At 75.2% G+C, this 19,771-nt stretch carries 13 protein-coding genes; 8 read left to right on the plus strand and 5 right to left on the minus strand.

The genetic code is table 11. The features are described from left to right. Positions 1–4: 4 nt before the first annotated feature. From pgsA to A4R25_RS15120, 5 genes are all read left to right on the plus strand, one after another. Positions 5–586 carry a CDP-diacylglycerol--glycerol-3-phosphate 3-phosphatidyltransferase gene (pgsA, locus tag A4R25_RS15100; RefSeq protein ID WP_187693674.1) on the plus strand — a complete coding sequence of 194 codons (582 nt, stop codon included), beginning with the start codon at positions 5–7 and terminating at the stop codon, positions 584–586. 71 nt (positions 587–657) lie between these two features. After that, positions 658–1,203, plus strand: a complete 546-nt coding sequence (locus A4R25_RS15105; RefSeq protein ID WP_043325772.1) for a CinA family protein — start codon at positions 658–660, stop codon at positions 1,201–1,203. Between the two features lie 210 nt (positions 1,204–1,413). Beyond that, positions 1,414–1,854: a helix-turn-helix domain-containing protein gene (locus A4R25_RS15110; protein WP_043325770.1), complete on the plus strand. Its 441-nt coding sequence runs from the start codon at positions 1,414–1,416 to the stop codon at positions 1,852–1,854. Positions 1,855–1,981: 127 nt separating this feature from the next. After that, complete coding sequence (locus A4R25_RS15115) at positions 1,982–2,833, plus strand: PspA/IM30 family protein (RefSeq protein WP_030503385.1); 852 nt, start codon at positions 1,982–1,984, stop codon at positions 2,831–2,833. Between the two features lie 16 nt (positions 2,834–2,849). Beyond that, complete coding sequence (locus tag A4R25_RS15120) at positions 2,850–3,623, plus strand: hypothetical protein (protein ID WP_043325768.1); 774 nt, start codon at positions 2,850–2,852, stop codon at positions 3,621–3,623. Positions 3,624–3,917: 294 nt separating this feature from the next. Here A4R25_RS15120 and A4R25_RS15125 read toward each other — a convergent pair whose 3' ends face one another. Together A4R25_RS15125 and A4R25_RS15130 are read right to left on the minus strand one after the other, a co-directional pair. Next, complete coding sequence (locus A4R25_RS15125; RefSeq protein ID WP_064447097.1) at positions 3,918–7,544, minus strand: multicopper oxidase domain-containing protein; 3,627 nt, start codon at positions 7,542–7,544, stop codon at positions 3,918–3,920. A 170-nt stretch (positions 7,545–7,714) separates the two neighbouring features. Then, positions 7,715–8,506, minus strand: coding sequence for a DNA-formamidopyrimidine glycosylase family protein (locus A4R25_RS15130; RefSeq protein ID WP_064447098.1), 792 nt, complete (start codon positions 8,504–8,506; stop codon positions 7,715–7,717). 108 nt (positions 8,507–8,614) lie between these two features. Here A4R25_RS15130 and A4R25_RS15135 point away from each other — a divergent pair, with 108 nt between their 5' ends. Next, a complete protein-coding gene (locus A4R25_RS15135; RefSeq protein ID WP_064447263.1) occupies positions 8,615–9,865 on the plus strand; it encodes a hypothetical protein in 1,251 nt (416 codons plus the stop codon). Between the two features lie 103 nt (positions 9,866–9,968). Here the strand turns inward: A4R25_RS15135 and A4R25_RS15140 are convergent, their stop codons facing one another. Genes A4R25_RS15140 through A4R25_RS15150 form a run of 3 tightly spaced genes read right to left on the minus strand, consistent with a single transcriptional unit; the run spans position 9,969 to position 16,081 of the window. Beyond that, positions 9,969–10,802, minus strand: a complete 834-nt coding sequence (locus tag A4R25_RS15140) for an S-adenosyl-l-methionine hydroxide adenosyltransferase family protein (RefSeq protein ID WP_064447099.1) — start codon at positions 10,800–10,802, stop codon at positions 9,969–9,971. Then, positions 10,799–11,302 (minus strand): GNAT family N-acetyltransferase, encoded by a 504-nt coding sequence (locus tag A4R25_RS15145; RefSeq protein ID WP_064447100.1) that lies wholly within the window; start codon positions 11,300–11,302, stop codon positions 10,799–10,801. Before A4R25_RS15145 ends, A4R25_RS15140 begins: the two co-directional genes overlap by 4 nt. A gap of 30 nt (positions 11,303–11,332) precedes the next feature. After that, the gene (locus tag A4R25_RS15150) at positions 11,333–16,081 is read right to left on the minus strand and encodes a DEAD/DEAH box helicase (protein ID WP_064447101.1); all 4,749 of its coding nucleotides are present in this window, start codon (positions 16,079–16,081) and stop codon (positions 11,333–11,335) included. Between the two features lie 178 nt (positions 16,082–16,259). Here A4R25_RS15150 and A4R25_RS15155 point away from each other — a divergent pair, with 178 nt between their 5' ends. Beyond that, a complete protein-coding gene (locus A4R25_RS15155) occupies positions 16,260–16,580 on the plus strand; it encodes a hypothetical protein (RefSeq protein ID WP_030504176.1) in 321 nt (106 codons plus the stop codon). Positions 16,581–16,814: 234 nt separating this feature from the next. Further along, positions 16,815–19,649: a Na+/H+ antiporter subunit A gene (locus A4R25_RS15160; protein ID WP_064447102.1), complete on the plus strand. Its 2,835-nt coding sequence runs from the start codon at positions 16,815–16,817 to the stop codon at positions 19,647–19,649. Positions 19,650–19,771 lie beyond the last annotated feature (122 nt).

Consider the following 19,771-nt stretch of genomic DNA (forward strand, 5'->3'; position numbering starts at 1 on the left):
GGACATGACGGGAGCGGAGTCGACGGCGGCCGCCCCCGTACCGCTGCTCAACGCGGCGAATGTGCTGACCGGCGCGCGCCTGGTGCTGGTGCCCGTCTTCGCGGCCACCGTGGTCGCGTCCGCGATGACCCACGCGGGCTGGCGGATGGCCGCCTGCCTGATCTTCGTGGTGGCGTCGGCGACCGACCTGGTCGACGGCTGGATCGCCCGCCGGTTCGAGCTGGTCACCTCGCTGGGCAAGGTCGCCGACCCGATCGCCGACAAGGCGCTCACCGGCGCCGCGCTGGTGCTGCTCTCCGTCTACGACCGGCTGCCCTGGTGGGTGACTGTGGTGATCCTCGCCCGTGAGCTGGGCATCACCGGGCTGCGCTTCTGGGTGATCCGGCACGGCGTGATCGCGGCCAGCCGGGGCGGCAAGGTCAAGACGGCGCTGCAGATCCTGGCGATCACCTGGTACCTCTGGCCGATGCCGGAGGCGCTCGCCGCGATCGGCCCGTGGATCATGGGCGCGGCGGTGGTGGTCACCGTGGTCACCGGTTTCGACTACATCGCCCAGGCGTTGCGGCTGCGGCGTCCGGCCCGTTGACCCGGGCAGCCGGCTCGTCGCTCCGGGCGGCCGAAGAGTAAGCCGCCCTGGCGCGGGAAGAGAGGGCGGGCATGGACACCGACGAGAGACACCAGCGGCCCGCCGGCAACCCGGCGGCCTCCGTCGTGCACCGCCTGCACGAGTGCGGCCAGACGCTGGCCACCGTCGAGTCGCTGACCGGCGGGCTGCTCGCCGCGGCGGTCGTGGAGATCGCCGGGGTCAGCTCGATCTACCGGGGCGGCATGGTGGTCTACGCCACCGAACTCAAGGCGACGCTCGCCGGCGTACCGGAGGACCTGCTGGCCGAGCGCGGCCCGGTCGATCCCGACGTGGCCGCCGCCCTGGCCGAGGGCGGACGGCAGCGGTGCGGCGCGGACTGGGGCCTGGCCACCACCGGCGTCGCCGGGCCGGAGCCGCAGGACGGCAAGCCGGTCGGCCTGGTCTACGTGGCGGTCGCCGGGCCGGACGGCACGCAGGTACGCCGGCTCGACCTCGACGGCGGCCGCGACCACATCCGCTCGGCCGTGGTGATCGAGGCGCTGCGGCTGCTCGCCGACCGCATCCAGCTCCCCGAGGACGCCGACGCCGCCGAGGCGGCGGGGGTCGGCCCCCGATGAGCCGGCCCGGCGCCGACACGCCCGGCCGCGGGCCCGCCGGCCGGCCGATCCGCACGGATTTTCAGAGGCGGGGTGGGATGTCGTCGTGGCAACCAACGGGTACGGTTGCGGGAAGGCTCCGACGGTCGCCGTCGGCGCCGGAGCGGTTTCCGCGTCCGGCGCCCGGCGCGGCTCGGCCGGGCATGGTGGTCCCGTCCAGGGGGAGGTGCGATGGTCCTGCTACGCCGGGTGATCGGTGACGCGCTGCGGACACGCAGGCAGGGGCAGCACCGCACCCTCCGCGAGGTGTCGTCCGCCGCCAACGTCAGCCTGGGCTACCTGTCCGAGATCGAACGCGGCCAGAAGGAACCGTCGAGCGAGCTGCTGGCCGCCATCTGCGACGCGCTCGGCGCCCGCCTGTCGGAACTGCTGCGCGAGGTGAGCGACACCGTCGCCCTCGCCGAGCAGATGCCCGGCGTGTTGGTCCCGGTGGCCGACGAGCCGGCCCCGGTGGCCACGGCCGCCGTGCGTAAGGCGACCAACCGCGGTGTCCGGCAGGTCACCACCGACGGCGCGGTCGCCGTCCAGGTCCGGCAGGACTCGCCGCTCAAGGCCACGCTGCGCAGCACCCGGGTACGCCCCGCGGAGCGGGACGTGGTCTGCGCCGCCTGACCCCGGCTGTCGCGTCGTGGGCGGTGCTGGCGTCCGCGTCGTACTGTTGATCAGGAGCGTACGGGTGCCGGAGTGGCGTCCGGCTGGAACGATGTAGGCGCGACGCTACTAAGGGGACGAGGCGGAGATGGCTAACCCGTTCGTCAAGGGTTGGAAATACCTGATGGCGCTCTTCGGCGCGAAGATCGACGAGCACGCCGATCCGAAGGTGCAGATCCAGCAGGCCGTCGAGGAGGCGCAGCGCCAGCACCAGGCGCTGGTGCAGCAGGCGGCCGCGGTGATCGGCAACCAGCGCCAGCTGGAGATGAAGCTGTCCCGGCAGATGACCGAGGTGGAACAGCTCCAGGGCAACGCGCGGCAGGCGCTCGCAGTGGCCGACCAGGCCCGGGGCCGGGGCGACGAGGCCGAGGCCGGGCGCTACGAGCAGACCGCCCAGATGCTGGCCACCCAGCTGGTCTCCGCCGAGCAGGCCCTGGAGGACCTCAAGACGCTGCACGACCAGGCGCTCGGCGCGGCCGCCCAGGCCCGCAGGGCGGTCGAGAACAACTCGATGATCCTCCAGCAGAAGCTGGCCGAGCGCACCAAGCTGCTCAGCCAGCTGGAGCAGGCCAAGATGCAGGAGAGCGTGGCCCGCTCGCTGGAGTCGATGTCGTCGCTCACCGCGCCCGCCAACACCCCGTCGCTCGACGAGGTCCGCGACCGGATCGAACGCCGCTACGCCACCGCCATGGGCCGCGCCGAGCTGGCCGGCAACTCGGTCGAGGGCCGGATGCTGGAGATCCAGAAGGCCACGCTCGACTCGGCCGGATCGGCGAGACTGGAACAGATCCGGTCGAGCATGGCCGGCGAGCAGCTCGGTGGCCGGCAGGAGACCCCCGCCGTCGGGCAGCCGGCCGACCCGGCCGCCGCGGCCCGGCTCGACGAGATCCGGGCCAGCATGAGCCGGGAACGCGGCACCGGGGAGAGCACGACCGGCTGACGGAGGGGCGGACACCATGGCGGACGAACGGGCCCGACATTTCCGCAGGTTGCGCAGGCTGCGCAACTCGGCGCGACGGTGGAGCGTGCTGGCCGGCGGGCTCGGCGGCGCCGCGGCGGTGCTCACCCCGTACGCCGGACTGGGCCTGCCGGACGCGGCCTGGGCCGGCGCCGCGGGCAGCGCCATCGCGATCGCCGCCTGGCGCTGGGCCGACCACCGGGCGCTCGCAGCAGTGCCGGCGCCGCCCGCGCTCGACCCGGCGGAGGCCGCCGCCCGCTCCCGCGCCCGGCTGGTCGCCGCCGTCGAGCGGCTGCCCGTCGGGCCGGGTGTCCTGGCCGAGGTACGCCGGGTCCGCTCCCGCATGGCGCTGCGCGGCACCGCCGCGGCCGAGCCGTGGGCACGGCTGGACCGGGCCGCGCTCACCCTGGCCGGGCTCGCCGGACGGCTGACGGGTCTGGCCGAGCCGGCGGTCCGGGAGGCGGCCGAGGCCGATCGTTCGCTGCGTGAGCTGGCGAACCGGGTGGCGGGCGTGGAACGCGCGGCGAAGCTGACCCCGCAGAGCACGCTGGACGAGGTGCACGCCACGCTGGTGGCGCAGTTGGAGGACGGGGTGGCCGCGTACGAGCGGCTGGTGGTGGCCGCCGCCGGCTACGTCGCCGAGGACGCCCGCCCCGACACCGCGCACCCGGCCGCCGCGCGGCTGACCGAGGCCACCGACCTGCTGCACGGGGTGGCCTCGGCCCTGGCCGAACTCCGCACCCCCCTCCGAGCCCCCCAGCCCGGACGCTGACCGCCCCCGCCGCACGCCGATCCCCCGCGCGCCGATCGTCCCGCGCGCTGATCGTCCCGCGCGTTGATCAAGGAGTTTGTGTCCTGAGGCGGGCCGAATCCGTACACCAACTCCTTGATCACCGGCGCGGACAGGGGGGCGGGCGGAGGGCTTCGGTCTGCCCGGGCGGGCAACTCGCGGTCAGGCACCCCCACACCCGCCCATCGCCCCGCCAGCGCCGGTGATCATGAGGTTGGCGGTGTTGTTGATCTCGGAAACTGCCGTCAACTTCATGATCGACCCTGAGTGGGAGGGCTAGGTGGGGGTGGTTATGGGGGTTGGTGGGGTCCAGGGGGACGTGCCAACCACGTTCGTCGTGCGTACTCGGTAGTAGTAGGTGGTGGAGCGGGCCAGGCCGGTGTTGGTGAAGCCGCGGCCGGTGACGCGGAACGTGGCCGGCTCCCTGGTGAACGCGGCGTCGGTGGCGCGCTGCACGATGAAGCCGGCGCCCGGTCCGGCCGGCGTCTCGGCCGACCAGCTCAGCGTCACGGTGGCGGTGTCCGGTCCCGGCGCGCTCGCGATGACGCTCACCGCCGTGGGCGTCGTCGGCCGGGCCGGGGTGGTCACCCGGGCCACTGTCGACCAGGGGGACGCCGCGCCGAGGTACGTCGTGCGTACCCGGTAGTAGTACGTGGTGTCCGGCGCGACGGCCGGGTCCACGTGGTTCTCGCCCACGGCGATGGCGGTGGTCCCCGGGCCGCTGCTGAACGTCGGGTTGGTGGCGCGCTGCACGTCCACACCGGTGGCGAAGGAGTGGTTCGCCCAGCGCAGCGCCACCCGCAGCGGCGCGGTCGGCGGCACCGCCGCGGTGAGCCGGGCCGGCGCGGCCAGACGCACCGCCGCCGGTACGGCATTCGACCAGGACGAGCAGCTCACCGCGTTCTCGGCGCGGATCCGGTAGTGGTAGGTGACGCCGGGGGTGACTGTCGCGTCGGTGTAGCGGGTCGCGGTGGCGGCCACGGTGATCTCGGTCAGCCCGGCGGTGAAGGCGCTGTCGGTGGCGCGTTGCAGCAGGTGGCTGGTGGGCACCGGGCGGCTGCCGTTGCCGGTCCAGGTCAGCGCGATGGCGGGCAGCGCGGTGGCGCTGCCGGGCGCCGGGGTGGCGGTCAGCCCGGTGGGCGCCTTGGGTGCCACCCGCAGCACCAGTGGACGGCTCATGCCCTGGTCGCGCAGTCCCGCCGAGCGGGTCTGCCAGCGGTACTCCCAGCCCAGGTTGACGAGTTGGTTGACCACCGTGGCGGGGCGGCCGTCGGCCGGGCTGACCGGGCTCGCGTCCAGCCGCGCGCCGGCGGGCCGGGACGGGTCGAGCAGCCGTACGCTGTCGCTGATCTTGAACGGCAGGGGCGGCGGTACGGGACGCAGCGCCACCACGACGTCCTCCCGGGGGTTGACCCGGACGGTGTCCTTCCAGCCCAGCTCGCCCGGCTCGGGCGGGCGCAGCGTGCCGTCCCAGCCGACCCGGTTGACCAGTTGCACGTCGCAGCCTTCGATGTGCACCGGATGGGTGCGCGGCGCGTCGCCGACGATCCGCCACAGTTGCGTGCCGTCGCCCGGCGCGCCGACCGGCACGGCCGGGTCGGTGGCGTGCAGCACCTCGGTGGCGGGTTCCACCGGGCCCAGCGGCAGCGTGGCCGGCAGCAGCGGCCCGCTGACCGGGTGGCCGACTCCGAGCCGGCCCACCGCGCGGCCGTGCCGGGGCTCGAACACCTGCCCGACCGACTTCACCGCCAGCGGCAGCGTGACCGGGGCCGCCGCGCCGGGCGGGGTGAACGTGACCGAGCCGTCCCGCGCGCCGACGAGCGTCGGACGCGGGGTGTGGGTGCCGAACGCGGCGTCGTACGCCGGTTGCGGCACGATCGGCGGCGGCTGGCTGTGCGCGTACGCCCCGGGCAGCCGGTCGGCGAGCCGGCGCGTGTCGTACGGCTGCGCAGGGCTGCCGGTGACCCGGATCTGGAGCAGCGTGCGGGTGTTCGGGCCGTAGCCGGGCCGGGTCGGCGGCAGCCCGCCCGAGCCGGTCCGGTCGGGCGCGCCGGTGTGGTGGTCGTAGCGCGTGTCGAACCGGGGCAGCGGCGCGGGGCAGTCGTTGTAGAGGATCAGCGTGCTGCCCGGCGGCACGGTGGCGAAGTCCACGATCACGTCGGCCCGCTCGCCGGGGGCCAGCAGCAGCGCGTGGCCGTCCACGTTGAGCACCGTCGGGTCCTGCCTGTCGTAGCGGTAGTCCACCGGCCGGTTGGCGAGCACCACCGGGGCGGGGAGCAGGCCGCTCTCGTTGCCTATCTGGATCAGGTCGGGTCCGGCGGCGGCCGGGTCGGGCACGCCGCCGTCGCGCCCGTCCACCGGCCAGTACGCGGGCCGCCCGGGCGCGCGTACCGCCTCGACCATCGGCACCTCGCCGGCGTCCGGGTCGGCCGGGCTGCCGTCGTCGGCCCACATCGGGCCGTCCGAGGCGGCCCGGTAGAGCTGCAGGTTGAGCGCCCGGTCCGCGCAGGCGTTGAGGATCCGGAACCGGTACGCGCGCGGGGCGACCTCCAGGTACGGGTAGGCCACGCCGTTGACGAGCGGGGTGTCCCCGTACGCCTCGGGCACCGCCGACGGGTGCGGCACGGCGGGCGCCAGCGGCGGCTCGTCCGGGTCGGCGTCTGGGTCGTGGTGCGGGTTCGGCACCGGGGCGACCCACGGGCTGGCGCCGCCGTCCGGGTCGTGGGTCCACGGGCCGTAGTCCCAGCGGCCGGTGGGGTTGCCGCCGGTGAGCCGGTACGGGTTCTGCCGGGGCTGGTAGACGTGCGGGTGCCAGAGGCTGCCCTTGGCGCCCCAGCGGTCCCGGTCCCAGGTCGGGTCCTGGGCGGCGAGTTGCGCGTCGTCGGGTACGAACGTCTTGTCCTCGATCACCAGCGGGAACTGTTCCGCGGGCAGCACGCCGTCGTCCACGAGGCGGTCCTCGGCGGGGTCGGTGAGCAGGTACAGCGCGATCTGCCCGGAGTAGACGGTGAGCCGGGACAGGCCGAGCGTGTTGTCGTGCAGCCACATCAGCCGGCCGCTCTGCTCGTTCGGGAAGTACAGCGTGGTGGCGCCCGCGCCGGGCGGCGGCATGTCCGGCACCGGGGTGACACCCACCCCGGCCGGGTACGGGGTGATCTCGCCGGCCGGGGTCACCCACTGCCACGGGTTGCCGGCGCTGATCCACCCGGTCTGCGCGCCGGACAGGTGCGGCACGGCCCGGTTCTGCGGGTACGGCGCGGGACCGTCCAGCGGGCCGGCGCCGGCCCCGTCGACGGTCTCGTCCACCGGCAGGAACAGCTCGCCCGCCCGTCCGGTGGGGAGCTGGTTGATGAACTTGATCCGGACCGGGCGGCCCCGCCGCGCGACGATCATCGGGCCGAGGTGCCAGGGGCGGTCCGGTGGGCTGACCGTGTTGTGGCCGGCGGCGTCGGTGCCCAGGTTGAGCTGCCGGTAGCCGCGCAGCCGGGTGGCCGGCAGGTCGCGGTGCAGGCGCTGCGCGTACTCCTGGAGGCCGATCTCGTAGTAGTCGCAGCCCGGCCAGGTGATGGTGTCCGGGACCGCTACCGGCAGGCGGGCGCCGAGCCCGTCGGTGGCGGGCTGCCCTGGTAGCGGCAGCGGGTCGACGAACTTGCGGATGCCGGTGCCGGGCGCCGGGCGGCCGTCGGCGTCGAGCGTGGGCAGCGGGCTGGCGGCGGTGTTCGGCACCGGGCCGAACAGGCGCGGGACGGCGGCCGGGTCCAGGCTCGCCGGGGTGGTCCCCGGCTCGTCGTCGCCGGCGCGCGCGGCGGGAACGCCCCGCGCTGCGGAACCGGTGAACGCGGTCTCCTCGGCGACTCCGGCCCGGTCGGGCCGTCCCGGCCGGAGTCTGCGGAACAGCACCATGGCTCTCCCCGGGGTCGGGGCGCGCCGGCCGACACCCCGGCGTGGCGGGCGTACGCGCTGCTGACGATCGGTGAGCGGTCAATCGCAGCATGCGACGCCACGGGGGTGGGACGGAAGTACCCAATCGTCCCTATTCTCGGCGATCTTTGGCGTTTCGTGGAAGTTCCACGTCACGAGCGGTCGGGCTGGCAGACCGGGCACCAGTAGGTGACCCGTTCGCCCAGTTCCTCCTTGCGGATGGCCGTCCCGCAGCGCCGGCACGGCTGGGCCCGGCGGCCGTAGACGTAGCTGGTCCCGCCCCGGCGCAGCACCCCGGTCGTGCTCTGCGTCCAGCGGCCCCGGTTCGCCGCGAGCAGCCGCTGCGCCAGCGCGACGGTGCCCGGCAGGTCCGGCACCGCGCCCACCGGCGTCCACGGGGACACCCCGCGCAGGAACAGCACCTCGCACTTGTAGAGGTTGCCCACCCCGGCGAGGTTGCGCTGGTCGAGCAGCGCCTCACCGATGGTGCGTTCCGGCTCGGCGGCCAGGCGGCGTACCGCCTCGTCCGCGTCCCAGTCCGGGCCGAGCAGGTCCGGGCCGAGGTGACCGACGAGCGACAGCTCCTCGGCCGTCGGCACCAGCGCCAGCTCGTGCAGGTGGTAGCCGACGGCGACCGCGCCGGGGGAGCGGAGCACCACGCGGATCAGGTGCGCCGGCCGCGCCGTCCAGCGCTCACCCGGGGTGTAGGCGCGCCATGCGCCGTCCATCCGCAGGTGCGAGTGCAGCGTCCACTGCGCTGCGGTGGGCGCGGTGAGGCGCAGCAGCAGGTGTTTGCCCCGGCTGGCCGACTCGCGCACGGTCCAGCCGGTCAGGTCGGTGGCGGCGAGCTGCGGCACGCGGAAGTCGGACCCGGTGAGCCGGGCCCCGGCCAGCGCGCGATCCAGGACGCGCGCCGTGTTCCAGACGGTGTCGCCTTCGGGCACCCCGCCATTGTTCCCTACCGAACAGAATTCGCATGTGTCGCCATTTGTACTGAGGTTCCACTTGATCAGCGGAAACGCAACGATCAGGGGGTTCTGAGGAGAATGCTGATGGCTCATTCCGGACGTCGTATCGTCGTCGCCCTGACTGCCCTGCTCACCGTGGCCGCCGGACTGCCCGGCACGCCCGCGTCGGCCGCGCACCCGTCCACCGCCGTGCCGGCTCGCGCCGGCGCGCCCGACCCCGAACGCTGGTCCGTCGACCTCGCCGTCGCCGGTGGCGACGACGTCAACGTCGCCTGGCGTTCCGGCCGCCTCCGGCTGGCCGATCCCCGCCCCTCCGCCCGCACCCGCCCGGCCGCCGTGGGCGGTCCGGTCGCCGAGGGCATCCTGCTCTCCGCGCCGCGCGTCCTGGACCGGCCCGCCACCCGGGTACGCGCCCGGCTCGCCGCCCGCACCGGCGACGGGGGTACGGCGGTGGCCCAGGTGCGCGGCTGGCGCGCCCGGGGCTGGACCGAGTGGCGCGACGCCGCCGAGGCCGTGTTCGACGAACCGGTCCGCCGGGTGCAGGCGCGCGTCGTGCTGACCACCCGGGACGCCGCCTCGGAGGCCACCGTCACCGGGCTGACGCTCGCCGCCGACTCGGCCGCCACCACGGCGGTCCAGCCGGCCGCCCCGCTCACCTACCGGGTGTACGCGACCCGGATCGGCCTGGTCGGCGGCACCACCGCGAACGGGCATACCGTACGCGCCCGGGACCACTTCGCGGCGCTGCCCAGCCGGCGCGGACTGTCCCCGCGTGGCACCGGCGACTACACGGTCAAGGTCTGCACCACCAGCGGAAGCCGCTGCGAGTACGCCCCGGTCTGGGACGTCGGCCCGTGGAACACCCGCGACGACTGGTGGAACCCGTCGTCGATCCGGGAGAACTGGAAGGACCTGCCGCGCGGGCGGCCCGAGGCCCAGGCGGCGTACCAGAGCAACTACAACGGCGGGCTGGACCAGTTCGGACGCACCGTGCGCAACCCGGCCGGGCTGGACCTGGCCGACGGGACGTTCTGGGACGGGCTGCGGCTCACCGACAACGCGTGGGTGGACGTGACGCTGCTTTGGACAGGTGGCGGGGCGCGAGCGGTCGTCGGCTCCGGGCCGCTGAACCTGCGCGCCGGGGCGGGCACCTCGTACGCGAGCCGCGGCCTGGCCGCCACGTACGCCCAGGTGCCGGTGCAGTGCTACGTGACCGGGCAGAAGATCACCGGTACCTATCGCACCACGACGAGGTGGTACCGCCTGGTCGGCGGCACCTACGTCAGCCACGCGTACCTGTCCTCGATCTACGGCGGCACCGTCCCCCGCTGCTGACCCTGCCCTCTCGCCCCCTGACTCCCGTTGATCTTGCAGTTTCGGCCCTTTCGGTGGGGCATTTGTCCTCTGTGCCGGGGCGCCAACTGCAAGATCGCGGGGGTCAAGGGTGGGGGGTGGTGAGGGTGAGGAGGGCGCCGGGGGTGGTGTGGAGGGTTTCTGCGGCTCGGCCGCTGTTCACCGCTACGGCGACCAGGCCGGCGGAGTCGACGTAGACCACCAGGGCGCCGGGCGGGGCGTCGCCGAACGTGCGGCCGTGGACCGCCTCCCGGCCGTTCACCAGCACCCGGGGCGGCAGGCCGTCGAGCAGCGTGCCCGGCGCGGCGAGCTGGACGTTGCCGAAGTGGTCGACGGTCAGCACCTCGGCGGTGAGGCTGCCCGGCTCGGCGCGGACCACCGGTTCCGGCAGCCGGACCAGCGTGCCCGGATCCACGGCCGGACCGGCCTCGGCCAGTGGCGCGCCCAGCGCCAGCCGCGCGGCGACCGGCGCGAACACGTCCCGCCCGTGGAACGTGCGGGAGACGGCCGGGCCGAGCCAGTCCGGGTTGGTCAGCTCCACCGCCGCGCTCACCCCGCCGAGCGCCTCGGCGGCCGGAAGCAGCAGCCCGTTGTCCGGCCCGACCAGCAGCCCACCGGGCGCGGCCAGCGCGATGCCTCGGCGTGCGGTGCCGACACCCGGATCGACCACCGCCACGTGCACGCCCCACGGCAGGTACGGCACTGTCTGCGCGAGCACGGCCGCGCCCCGGCGTACGTCGGCCGGCGGCACCAGGTGCGTCACGTCGATCACCCGGACAGCCGGGGCGAGCCGGGCCAGCACCCCGTGGCACGCCGCCACGAACCCGTCGGCCAGCCCGTAGTCGGTGGTCAGCGAGACACAGCTCGGAACGTCGCCCGGCGTGGCGCGGCCCTGGCCCGCGGAGACCGGGCCGCTCATCGCCGCTCCGCCACGGTCAGGCGCCGGGCCAGGCGCAACTCGTCGTGCAGCGGGATGCCGTCCGCCCCGACCTCCGGGATCGTCGGCTTGACCGCGCGGGCCCGGTCGACAGCGCCCGCGTCCACAGCGACGATCCGCAGCCCCCGGCGCTGGTAGAAGCGCAGCGCGCCCAGGTTGTCGTTCGTCGTGACCAGCCAGATCCGGTCCGCCCCGGCGGCGGTGGCCGTCTCCTGCGCGGCGGCCAGCAGGGCGGTGCCCGCGCCGTTGCCCGGTGCCGCCGCGGCCAGGCTGACCACCTCCAGCCCGTCGGCGTCGACCCGGTACGCCAGCGCCCCGGCGAACCCGCCGGTCTCGTCCACCGCCACCAGCGCGGGCAGGGCACGCAGGTCGTAGCGGGTGTCGTGGACCACCACGATCGGCCCGCCCCACTCCCGCTCGTGCAACGCCGCCAGCGCCGCGCGGTCCTCGTCGCGCGCCTGGCGTACCCGGATCGAGGCCATCGGCACACCCTAACCGGGGCGGCCGGGCCCTCAGCCGCGCAGCCGCAGACCGCGCGGGGTGGCGCGGAAACCGGCGGCGGTGAGCGCGTCGCGCAGCGGGGACGCGTGCACGGCCTCGCCGTCGGCGCGTTCCACCGAGATCGCGCCGAGCGCGCCGGAGTGCACCGCGTCGGCGAGCGCCTTGCCGGCCGCGCCGAGCGTGTCGGTGTCGTCGGTGAACGACAGGATCGTCCGGCCGCCCCGCTCCACGTAGAGCACCACGTCACCACCGACCAGGACGACCAGCGCGCCCGCCTTGCGCCCGGCCCGGTGCCCGGTGGCCGGTGCCGCGCCGTCGCCGGAGTCGACCACGCGCTCGGGCCAGGGCAGCGCCGCGCCGTACGGGTTCGCCGGATCGGTGGCGGCGAGCACCACCGCCGGGCCGCCCCGGCCCTGGCTGTCGTCGGCGAGCGCCCGGATCCGGTCGACCGCGCCGGGCACCGCGAACTGTGCCGCGCCCAGCCCTTCCACGAAGTAGCCGCGCCGGGCCGCCCCGCGTTCCTCCAGCGCGGACAGCACCGGGTAGACGGCGGCGAAACCACCGGTGACCTGTTCGGCCACGACCGCGCCCCGGGTCACCACGCCGTGCCGTTCCAGCAGCAGGTCGGCGAGCGCGGCGGCGCGCCGGGTGGGGTCGCTGTCGCGTTCGGGCAGCCGGGACCAGCGACCGGCCATTGTGGGCGGGCCGCCCCGGCTGGGCAGTGCCACCCGGCCGGGCCGGCGGTAGCGGGTGCGCGGCGCCGACGGCCGGGACCGGTGCGCCCCGCCCGCGCCGAGCGCGGCCCGCAACGGGGCGAGCGTGTCGTTCGTGAGGTGACCGGCCCAGACCAGGTCCCACACCGCGCCGGACAGGGCGTCGTCGGTGGCGCCGACCCGGTCGGAGAGCGACCGGAAGAACAGCGCCTGCCCGTCGGCGAGCGCGTCGAGCACTGATTCGTGCAGCGGGGTCAGCGTCAGCGCCTCGTCCGGCGGGGGGAGCAGCAGCGGGGCGACGTCGGCGTACGCGAGCGTCACCCACCCGTCGCCGCCGGAGATCGCGCCCGCGCCGGCCCACACCACCTCACCACTGGCGCACAGCTCGTCGAGCTGGGCGGGGGAGTAGTCGGCGACCCGGGCGGGCAGCACCAGGCGTTCCAGCGCGGACGCCGGCACGTTCACGCCCTGCAACTGTTCGAGGGCGGCGGCGACCGCCTCGACGCCCCGGGCCGACGAGCCGACCTGCTGCCAGCGGGGCAGGAACGTGGCGAGCGCGCGCGGCGGCACCGGTTCGATCTCCCGGCGCAGGGCGGCCAGGGAGCGGCGGCGCAGCAGGCGCAGCACCTCCGCGTCGCACCACTGCGTGCCCACCGTGTCCGGGGCGAACTCGCCGGAGACCACCCGGCCGTTCGCCGAGAGCCGCCGCAGCGCCTGCTCCACCACGAACACGCCGAGCCCGAACCGGGCCGCGCAGGTGGCCGCCGCGAACGGGCCGTGCGTGCGGGCGTACCGGGCGACCAGGTCGGTGAGCGGATCGGCCACCGGCGCGAGGTACGCCTCGGCGACCCCGACGGGCAGCGCTACGCCGAGCGCGTCGCGCAGCCGGGCGGCGTCCTCGACCACTACCCAGCGGTCCTCGCCGGCGATCCGGACCCGCAGGACGCGCCGGGCCGCCGCCAGCTCGTCGGCCCAGGACTCCGGCGCGCCCCGCTCGGCCAGCTCGGCGCTGCTCAGGTCACCGACCACGCGCAGCAGCTCGACCACGTCCTCCGGGTCGCGGGGCCGACGCTGCTCGGTGCGCCAGCGCAGTTGACGGGCGGTCTCGGCGAGCACCTCCGGGTCGAGCAGCTCCCGCAGATCGACCCGGCCCAGCAGTTCGCCGAGCAGCCCGGAGTCGAGCGCCAGCGCGGCGGCCCGCCGCTCGGCCAGCGGGGCGTCGCCCTCGTAGAGGAACGCGCCGACGTACCCGAACAGCAGCGACCGCGCGAACGGCGACGGGCGCTCGGACTCCACCTCGACCAGGCGTACCTTGCGGGCGGCCAGGTCACGCATCAACTCGGCCAGAGCGGGCTGGTCGAAGACGTCCTGGAGGCACTCGCGGGCGGCCTCCAGCGTGACCGGGAAGTCGGCGTACTCGCGGGCCACGTCGAGCAGTTGCGCGGCCCGCTGGCGTTGCTGCCACAGCGGCTGCCGCCGCCGGGGGTCACGCCGGGGCAGCAGCAGCGACCGGGCCGCGCACTCGCGGAACCGGGACGCGAACAGCGCGGACGTGCCCACCGACTCCTCGACCAGCTGGGCGATTTCGTCCGGCTCGAACACGACCACGTCGGCGCCGGGCGGCGTCTCGGCGGTGTCCGGCAGGCGCACCACGATGCCGTCGTCGGAGGGCATGACCTGGGCGTCCACGCCGTACCGCTCGGCCAGCCGGCGGCCGATCGCGAGCGCCCACGGCCCGTTGACGCGCGCGCCGAGCACCGAGTGCACGGCGAGCCGCCAGTCGCCCAGCTCGTCGCGGAACCGTTCGACCACCACCGTCCGGTCGTCCGGCAGCGACCGGGTGGCCGCCTTCTGCTCGCGCAGGTAGTTCATCAGGTTGCCGGCGGCCCAGTCGTCCAGCCCACCGGCGCGCAGCGCCGCCACCGCGTCGGCGTCTGACTGCCGCAGCAGCGCCCGGACCCGGGCCCCGATCGCCCGGCCCAGCTCGACCGGACGGCCGAGCTGGTCGCCCTTCCAGAACGGCATCCGGGCCGCCTGCCCCGGCGCGGGGGAGACGAGCACCCGGTCCGGGGTGATCTCCTCGATCCGCCAGGACGACGAGCCGAGCAGGAACACGTCACCCACCCGGGACTCGTAGACCATCTCCTCGTCCAGCTCACCCACCCGGGCGGCCCGCTCGGCGCCGGCCAGGAACACACCGAACAGGCCCCGGTCGGGGATGGTGCCGCCGCTGGTCACGGCGAGCCGCTGGGCGCCGGGCCGGCCGGTCAGCACGTCGGTGGCGCGGTCCCAGACCAGCCGCGGCCGCAGCTCGGCGAACGCGGTGGACGGGTAGCGCCCGGAGAGCATGTCGAGCACCGCGTGCAGCGCCGAGTCGGGCAGCTCCGCGAACGGCGCCGCCCGGCGGATCAGCACGGCCAAGTCGCCGAGCCGCCACGGCTCCAGCGCCACCATCGCGACGATCTGCTGGGCCAGCACGTCGAGCGGGTTGCGTGGGTAGTGCAGCTCCTCGATCGCCCCGGCGCCCATCCGCTCGGCCACCACCGTGCAGGAGAGCAGGTCGCCCCGGTGCTTGGGGAAGACGACGCCGCGCGAGACCGCGCCCACCTGGTGCCCGGCCCGCCCGACCCGTTGCAGCCCGGCGGCCACGCTCGGCGGCGCCTCGATCTGCACCACCAGGTCGACGGCGCCCATGTCGATGCCCAGCTCCAGGCTGGACGTGGCCACCACGGCGGGCAGGCGCCCGGACTTGAGCGCCTCCTCGATCTGCTTGCGCTCCTCCCGGGACACGCTGCCGTGGTGCGCCCGCGCGATCACCGCCGGCGCCCCGGTCGCCGCGCCGGACTGCGCCATCACCTCGGCCGGCTGCCGCGGCGCGCGCACCGGCCCCACCGGCCCGCCGAACGCCTCCGCCCCGCGCTGGGCCCGGCTCCCGTCGGCCGGCCTGCCGCCGGACATCGGGCCGAGCCCGTCGGCGTCGTCGAGCCCGGCCTCGTCGCCGGCCGGCGGGCCGTCGACGCCGGGCAGCAGATCGGATACGCGCACCGGCTCCCCGCCCCGGGCCACGCGGCTGCCATCCGGGGCGGACGCCGCCTCCAACTCCTCGGCGGCCAGCTCGTTGAGGCGGGCGCAGAGCCGTTCGGCGCTGCGCCGGGAGTTGGTGAACACGATCGTGGACCGGTGCGCGCGGATCAGCGAGAACACGCGTTCCTCGACGGCCGGCCAGATCGAGGGGCGGCGGGGGGCGAGCCCGCCGAGGTCGTCCTCCGGTGGCTCCTGCTCGTCGAGGCGCGTCATGTCCTCCACCGGGACCTGGACGCTCACCTCGATGGTCTTGTCGGCCGGCGGCTGCACCACGTCGACCGGGCGGGCGCCGCCGAGGAAGCGGGCGCACACGTCGATCGGCCGGACCGTGGCGGAGAGCCCGATCCGCTGGGCGGGCCGCTCCAGCAGCGCGTCGAGGCGTTCCAGGGACAGCGCGAGGTGGGCGCCGCGCTTGGTGCCCGCGACCGCGTGCACCTCGTCCAGGATGACCGTGTCCACGCCGCGCAGCGAGTCGCGGGCGGCCGAGGTGAGCAGCAGGAACAGGGACTCGGGCGTGGTGATGAGGATGTCCGGCGGGGTGCGGGCGAAGGCGCGGCGCTCGTCGGCCGGGGTGTCCCCGGTTCGCATGCCGACGGTGACGTCGGGCGGGGCCAGGTCGAGCCGGGCGGCGGCCTGGCGGATCCCGGTGAGCGGGGCACGCAGGTTGCGTTCGACGTCGACGGCGAGCGCCTTGAGCGGGCTGACGTAGAGCACGCGGCAGCGTCGGCGGGGGTCGGCCGGCGGCGGTTCCTTGGCGAGCCGGTCCAGTGACCAGAGGAAGGCCGCGAGCGTCTTGCCGGAGCCGGTCGGCGCGACGACCAGGGCGTTGCGCCCGGCGGCCACCGAGTGCCAGGCGCCCTGCTGGGCCGGGGTGGGCGCGGCGAACGCCGCGGTGAACCACTCCCGGGTCGCCGCGCCGAACTCCTGGAGCACCCCGCCCGACCGGGTCACCTCGTCCGCCACGACCCCATCCTGCCGCGCCGGTGTGACATCCGGCCGCCTCGCCGGAGCGATCTGTCCCGGCGACGACGCTCAGGGAGGGAAATGGGTGGTTATTCCGTTAAGTCTTACTTAACTGGTTGCTTGTGCACTGCAACATAAAGTAACTTCACTCGCGATGCGGCGTGGGCTGGAGGCGTGGATGACCGTCGAGGAACGAGGCTTCGGGCCCGGCACCGACCTGCTCCTCCGTCAGGTCGACGGCCGGCTGGCCGCGCTCCGCGCCGGGCTGCGCGGTCCCGACCTCGAACTGGCCGAGGAACTGGCCCGGCGGCTGCGCGAGATGATCCTCGCCACCGCCCGTTCCAGTGCCGCCGACCGGGCGCGCGTGCGGGCCGCCGTGCACTACTTCGTCCAGCGCCGGGAGAGCCGCGACGCCCGGCTGCCGCTGCGGTCGCTCGCGGTCGCCCAGCGCGCCGTCGACCGGGCCGCCCGCCAGTTGGACTCCACCGCCCTGTCCTGACCCACCCACCCGCCCCGACCGGTGCCCGATCTCCGCGTTGATCAAGGAGTTCGTGTCACCGCACCAGCCTGCTCCGGACACAAACTCCTTGATCACCGCGAGAAGGCGGGTGGGGTGGGTGGGGGGGAGATGGGTGGCTTTTGGGGAAAAGGGCGCGGTTGGGGTTGGTTGTGACGTCTGATCGGTTGTGTCCCAGCGTGTTCCGGCGCGCTGTCACCTCGACCGGGAGTACGCGTGCTCGTCCTGCTGATCGTGCACCTGGTGGCGGCGCTGCTCGCCCCGCTGCTGGTCCGCCGGTGGGGTCCACGCGCCTGCCTGCTGCTCGCGCTCGCCCCGGCCGCCACCGCGGTCTGGGCGGCGGCCCACACCGGGGCGGTACGCGACGGCGGCGCGGTCGTCGAGACGTACCAGTGGATCCCGGAGCTGCAGTTCGACGTGGCGCTGCGGGTCACCACGCTGTCCTGGCTGATGCTGCTGCTGGTCGGTGGCGTCGGCGCGCTGGTGCTCGTCTACTCCGCCCGCTACTTCGAACCCGGGTCGGTCGGGCTGGCCCGGTTCGCCGCCGTCATGGTCGCCTTCGCCGGGGCGATGCTCGGCCTCGTCGTCTCCGACGACCTGCTGCTGCTCTACGTCTTCTGGGAACTGACCACCGTCTTCTCGTACCTGCTGATCGGGCACAGCACCGAGCGCCGGTCCAGCCGGTGGGCGGCCGCGCAGGCGCTCACCGTGACCACGCTGGGCGGCCTGGCGATGCTCGTCGGGTTCCTGATGCTCGGTCACCACGCGGGTGGCTACCGCTGGTCGTCGGTGGCGTCCGCGCCGCTGCCCGGCGGCGGATACCTGGCGCTGGCGGTGCTGCTCGTCCTCGCCGGCGCGCTGGCGAAGTCGGCGGTGTTCCCGTTCAACGCCTGGCTGCCGGTGGCGATGGCCGCGCCGACACCGGTCAGCGCGTACCTGCACGCGGCGGCGATGGTGAAGGCCGGCATCTTCCTCATCGGACTGCTCGGCCCGGCGCTCGCCGCGGCCGGACCGTGGCGGCCGGTCACCGTCGTCGCCGGGCTGCTCTCGCTGGTCCTGGGCGGCTGGGCGGCGCTGCGGCAGACCGACCTGAAGCTGTTGCTGGCGTACGGCACGGTCAGCCAACTCGGACTGCTCGCCGTGCTGTTCGGGGCGGGCACCCCGAAGGCGGCGCTGGCCGGCGTGGCGATGCTGGCGGCGCACGCGCTGTTCAAGGCGGCGCTGTTCCTGGTCGTCGGCATCCTCGACCACGAGGCGGGCACCCGTGACCTGCGGGACCTGTCCGGGGTGGGCCGGGCCGCGCCGTGGCTGGCGATCGTCGCCACGCTCGCCGCCGCCTCGATGGCCGGCGTGCCGCCGCTGCTGGGGTTCGTGGCCAAGGAGTCGGTGCTCGCCGCGTTCACCGGCGACCCGCTCGTGCTCGCCGTGCTGGTGGCCGGCAGCGCGCTCACCGTCGCGTACAGCATCAGGTTCGTCTGGGGCGCGTTCGGCACCCGGCCCGGCGTCGCGGACACGGAGGTGGCCCGGCCACCGGCCGCGATGCTCGTACCCCCGGCGCTGCTCGCCGTGGCCGGGCTCGCCGCCGGTCCGGCCGCCGGGTGGCTGAGCGGCCTGTTCGAGCCGTACGCGGAGTTGTTCGGACCGGTCGAGGAGCATCTGGCGCTCTGGCACGGGCCGACCGCGGCGCTCGGCCTCTCCGCCCTCGTGCTGGCCGGCGGCGCGGCGCTGCACCTGGTCCGCGGCCCGCTCGCGCCCGCGCTGGCGCGGCTGCGCTCGCCGGTGAGCGGCAACCAGGGGTACGAGTGGGTGACGCACGGCTTCGACCGGCTCGCCATCGAGGTCACCGGCGCCACCCAGCGCGGCTCGCTGCCGCAGTACCTCGGTACGGTGCTGCTCGCGCTGGTGTTCGTGCCCGGCGGGGCGATGCTCGCCACCGCGCCGTGGCGGGTCGAGCTGGCGGTGTGGGACAACCCGGCCCAGCTCGTGGTCGCCGTGGTGATCGCGGTGGCCGCGCTGCTCGCGGTCGGCGCGCGTCGCCGGCTCACCGCGATGCTGCTGGTCGGGGTCACCGGCTACGGCACCGCGATGATGTTCGTCCTCTACGGCGCGCCGGACGTGGCGCTGACCCAGTTCCTGGTGGAGACCGCCACGATCGCCGTGTTCGTGCTGGTGCTGCGCCGGCTGCCGGAACGCTTCTCGGCCCGTCCGCTGCGCCGCAGCCGCTGGGTGCGGCGCGGCATCGGGATCGCCGCCGGCGTGGTGATGGCCGGCCTGGCGCTGACCGCGGCCGGAGCGCGCCGGGCGCCGTCGATCTCCGCCGACTTCCCCCAGCTCGCCCTCGTCGAGGGGTACGGCCGCAACGTCGTGAACGTGACCCTGGTGGACATCCGGGCCTGGGACACCATGGGGGAGATCTCGGTGCTCGTGGTGACCGCGACCGGTGTGGCCAGCCTGATCTACGAGCGTTCCCGCACCGGGCCGCGTCCGCGCCGCCCGCGGCCGGTCGCGATGCGCGCCGGTGACCGGCGCACGGTGTGGCTGCGCGGCGGGCAGACGCTGCCGGAGCGGCGGCGCTCGATCGTGTTCGAGGTGGTCACCCGGCTGATCTTCCACACCGTACTGATCTTCTCGCTGTTCCTGCTCTTCTCCGGGCACAACGCCCCCGGTGGCGGTTTCGCCGGCGGCCTGGTGGCGGGCCTCGCGCTGGCCCTGCGCTATCTGGCCGGCGGCCGGTACGAGCTGGCCGAGGCGGCGCCGGTCGGGGCCGGCACCGTGCTCGGCGCGGGTCTGGGCATCTCGGTCGGCAGCGGGGTGCTCGGGCTGGCGCTGACCGGCGACGTGCTGCAGAGCGTCAAGGTCGGCCTGTGGCTGCCGGTGATCGGCGACTTCTACCTGGTCACGTCGCTCTTCTTCGACATCGGCGTCTACCTGGTGGTGGTCGGGCTGGTGCTGGACATCCTGCGCAGCCTGGGCGCCGAGGTGGACCGGCACGTGGAGGCCGCCGGTGAGGCGGGACGCGGGTTGATCGTCCAGCGGGACGGGCCATCGTGAGCGCGAGGAGTGAGCCGGGTTTGCGAGCCCCGCAGTCGCGAACAGAGGTGGCACCCGTGAGCGCGAGGAGTGAGCCGGGTTTGCGAGCCCCGCAGTCGCGAACAGAGGTGGCACCCGTGAGC

This window comes from Micromonospora sp. NBRC 110037 (assembly GCF_001652995.1).
In the GTDB taxonomy this organism is placed as follows: domain Bacteria; phylum Actinomycetota; class Actinomycetes; order Mycobacteriales; family Micromonosporaceae; genus Micromonospora; species Micromonospora chalcea.

Excerpts from the sequence above, each read along its gene's own strand:
- A4R25_RS15155 (WP_030504176.1), top strand. The coding sequence starts at position 16,260 with ATGACCGTCGAGGAACGAGGCTTCGGGCCCGGCACCGACCTGCTCCTC.
- A4R25_RS15125 (WP_064447097.1), bottom strand. The coding sequence starts at position 7,544 with ATGGTGCTGTTCCGCAGACTCCGGCCGGGACGGCCCGACCGGGCCGGA.
- A4R25_RS15105 (WP_043325772.1), top strand. The coding sequence starts at position 658 with ATGGACACCGACGAGAGACACCAGCGGCCCGCCGGCAACCCGGCGGCC.
- A4R25_RS15110 (WP_043325770.1), top strand. The coding sequence starts at position 1,414 with ATGGTCCTGCTACGCCGGGTGATCGGTGACGCGCTGCGGACACGCAGG.
- pgsA (WP_187693674.1), top strand. The coding sequence starts at position 5 with ATGACGGGAGCGGAGTCGACGGCGGCCGCCCCCGTACCGCTGCTCAAC.
- A4R25_RS15120 (WP_043325768.1), top strand. The coding sequence starts at position 2,850 with ATGGCGGACGAACGGGCCCGACATTTCCGCAGGTTGCGCAGGCTGCGC.
- A4R25_RS15145 (WP_064447100.1), bottom strand. The coding sequence starts at position 11,302 with ATGGCCTCGATCCGGGTACGCCAGGCGCGCGACGAGGACCGCGCGGCG.
- A4R25_RS15140 (WP_064447099.1), bottom strand. The coding sequence starts at position 10,802 with ATGAGCGGCCCGGTCTCCGCGGGCCAGGGCCGCGCCACGCCGGGCGAC.
- A4R25_RS15135 (WP_064447263.1), top strand. The coding sequence starts at position 8,615 with ATGGCTCATTCCGGACGTCGTATCGTCGTCGCCCTGACTGCCCTGCTC.
- A4R25_RS15115 (WP_030503385.1), top strand. The coding sequence starts at position 1,982 with ATGGCTAACCCGTTCGTCAAGGGTTGGAAATACCTGATGGCGCTCTTC.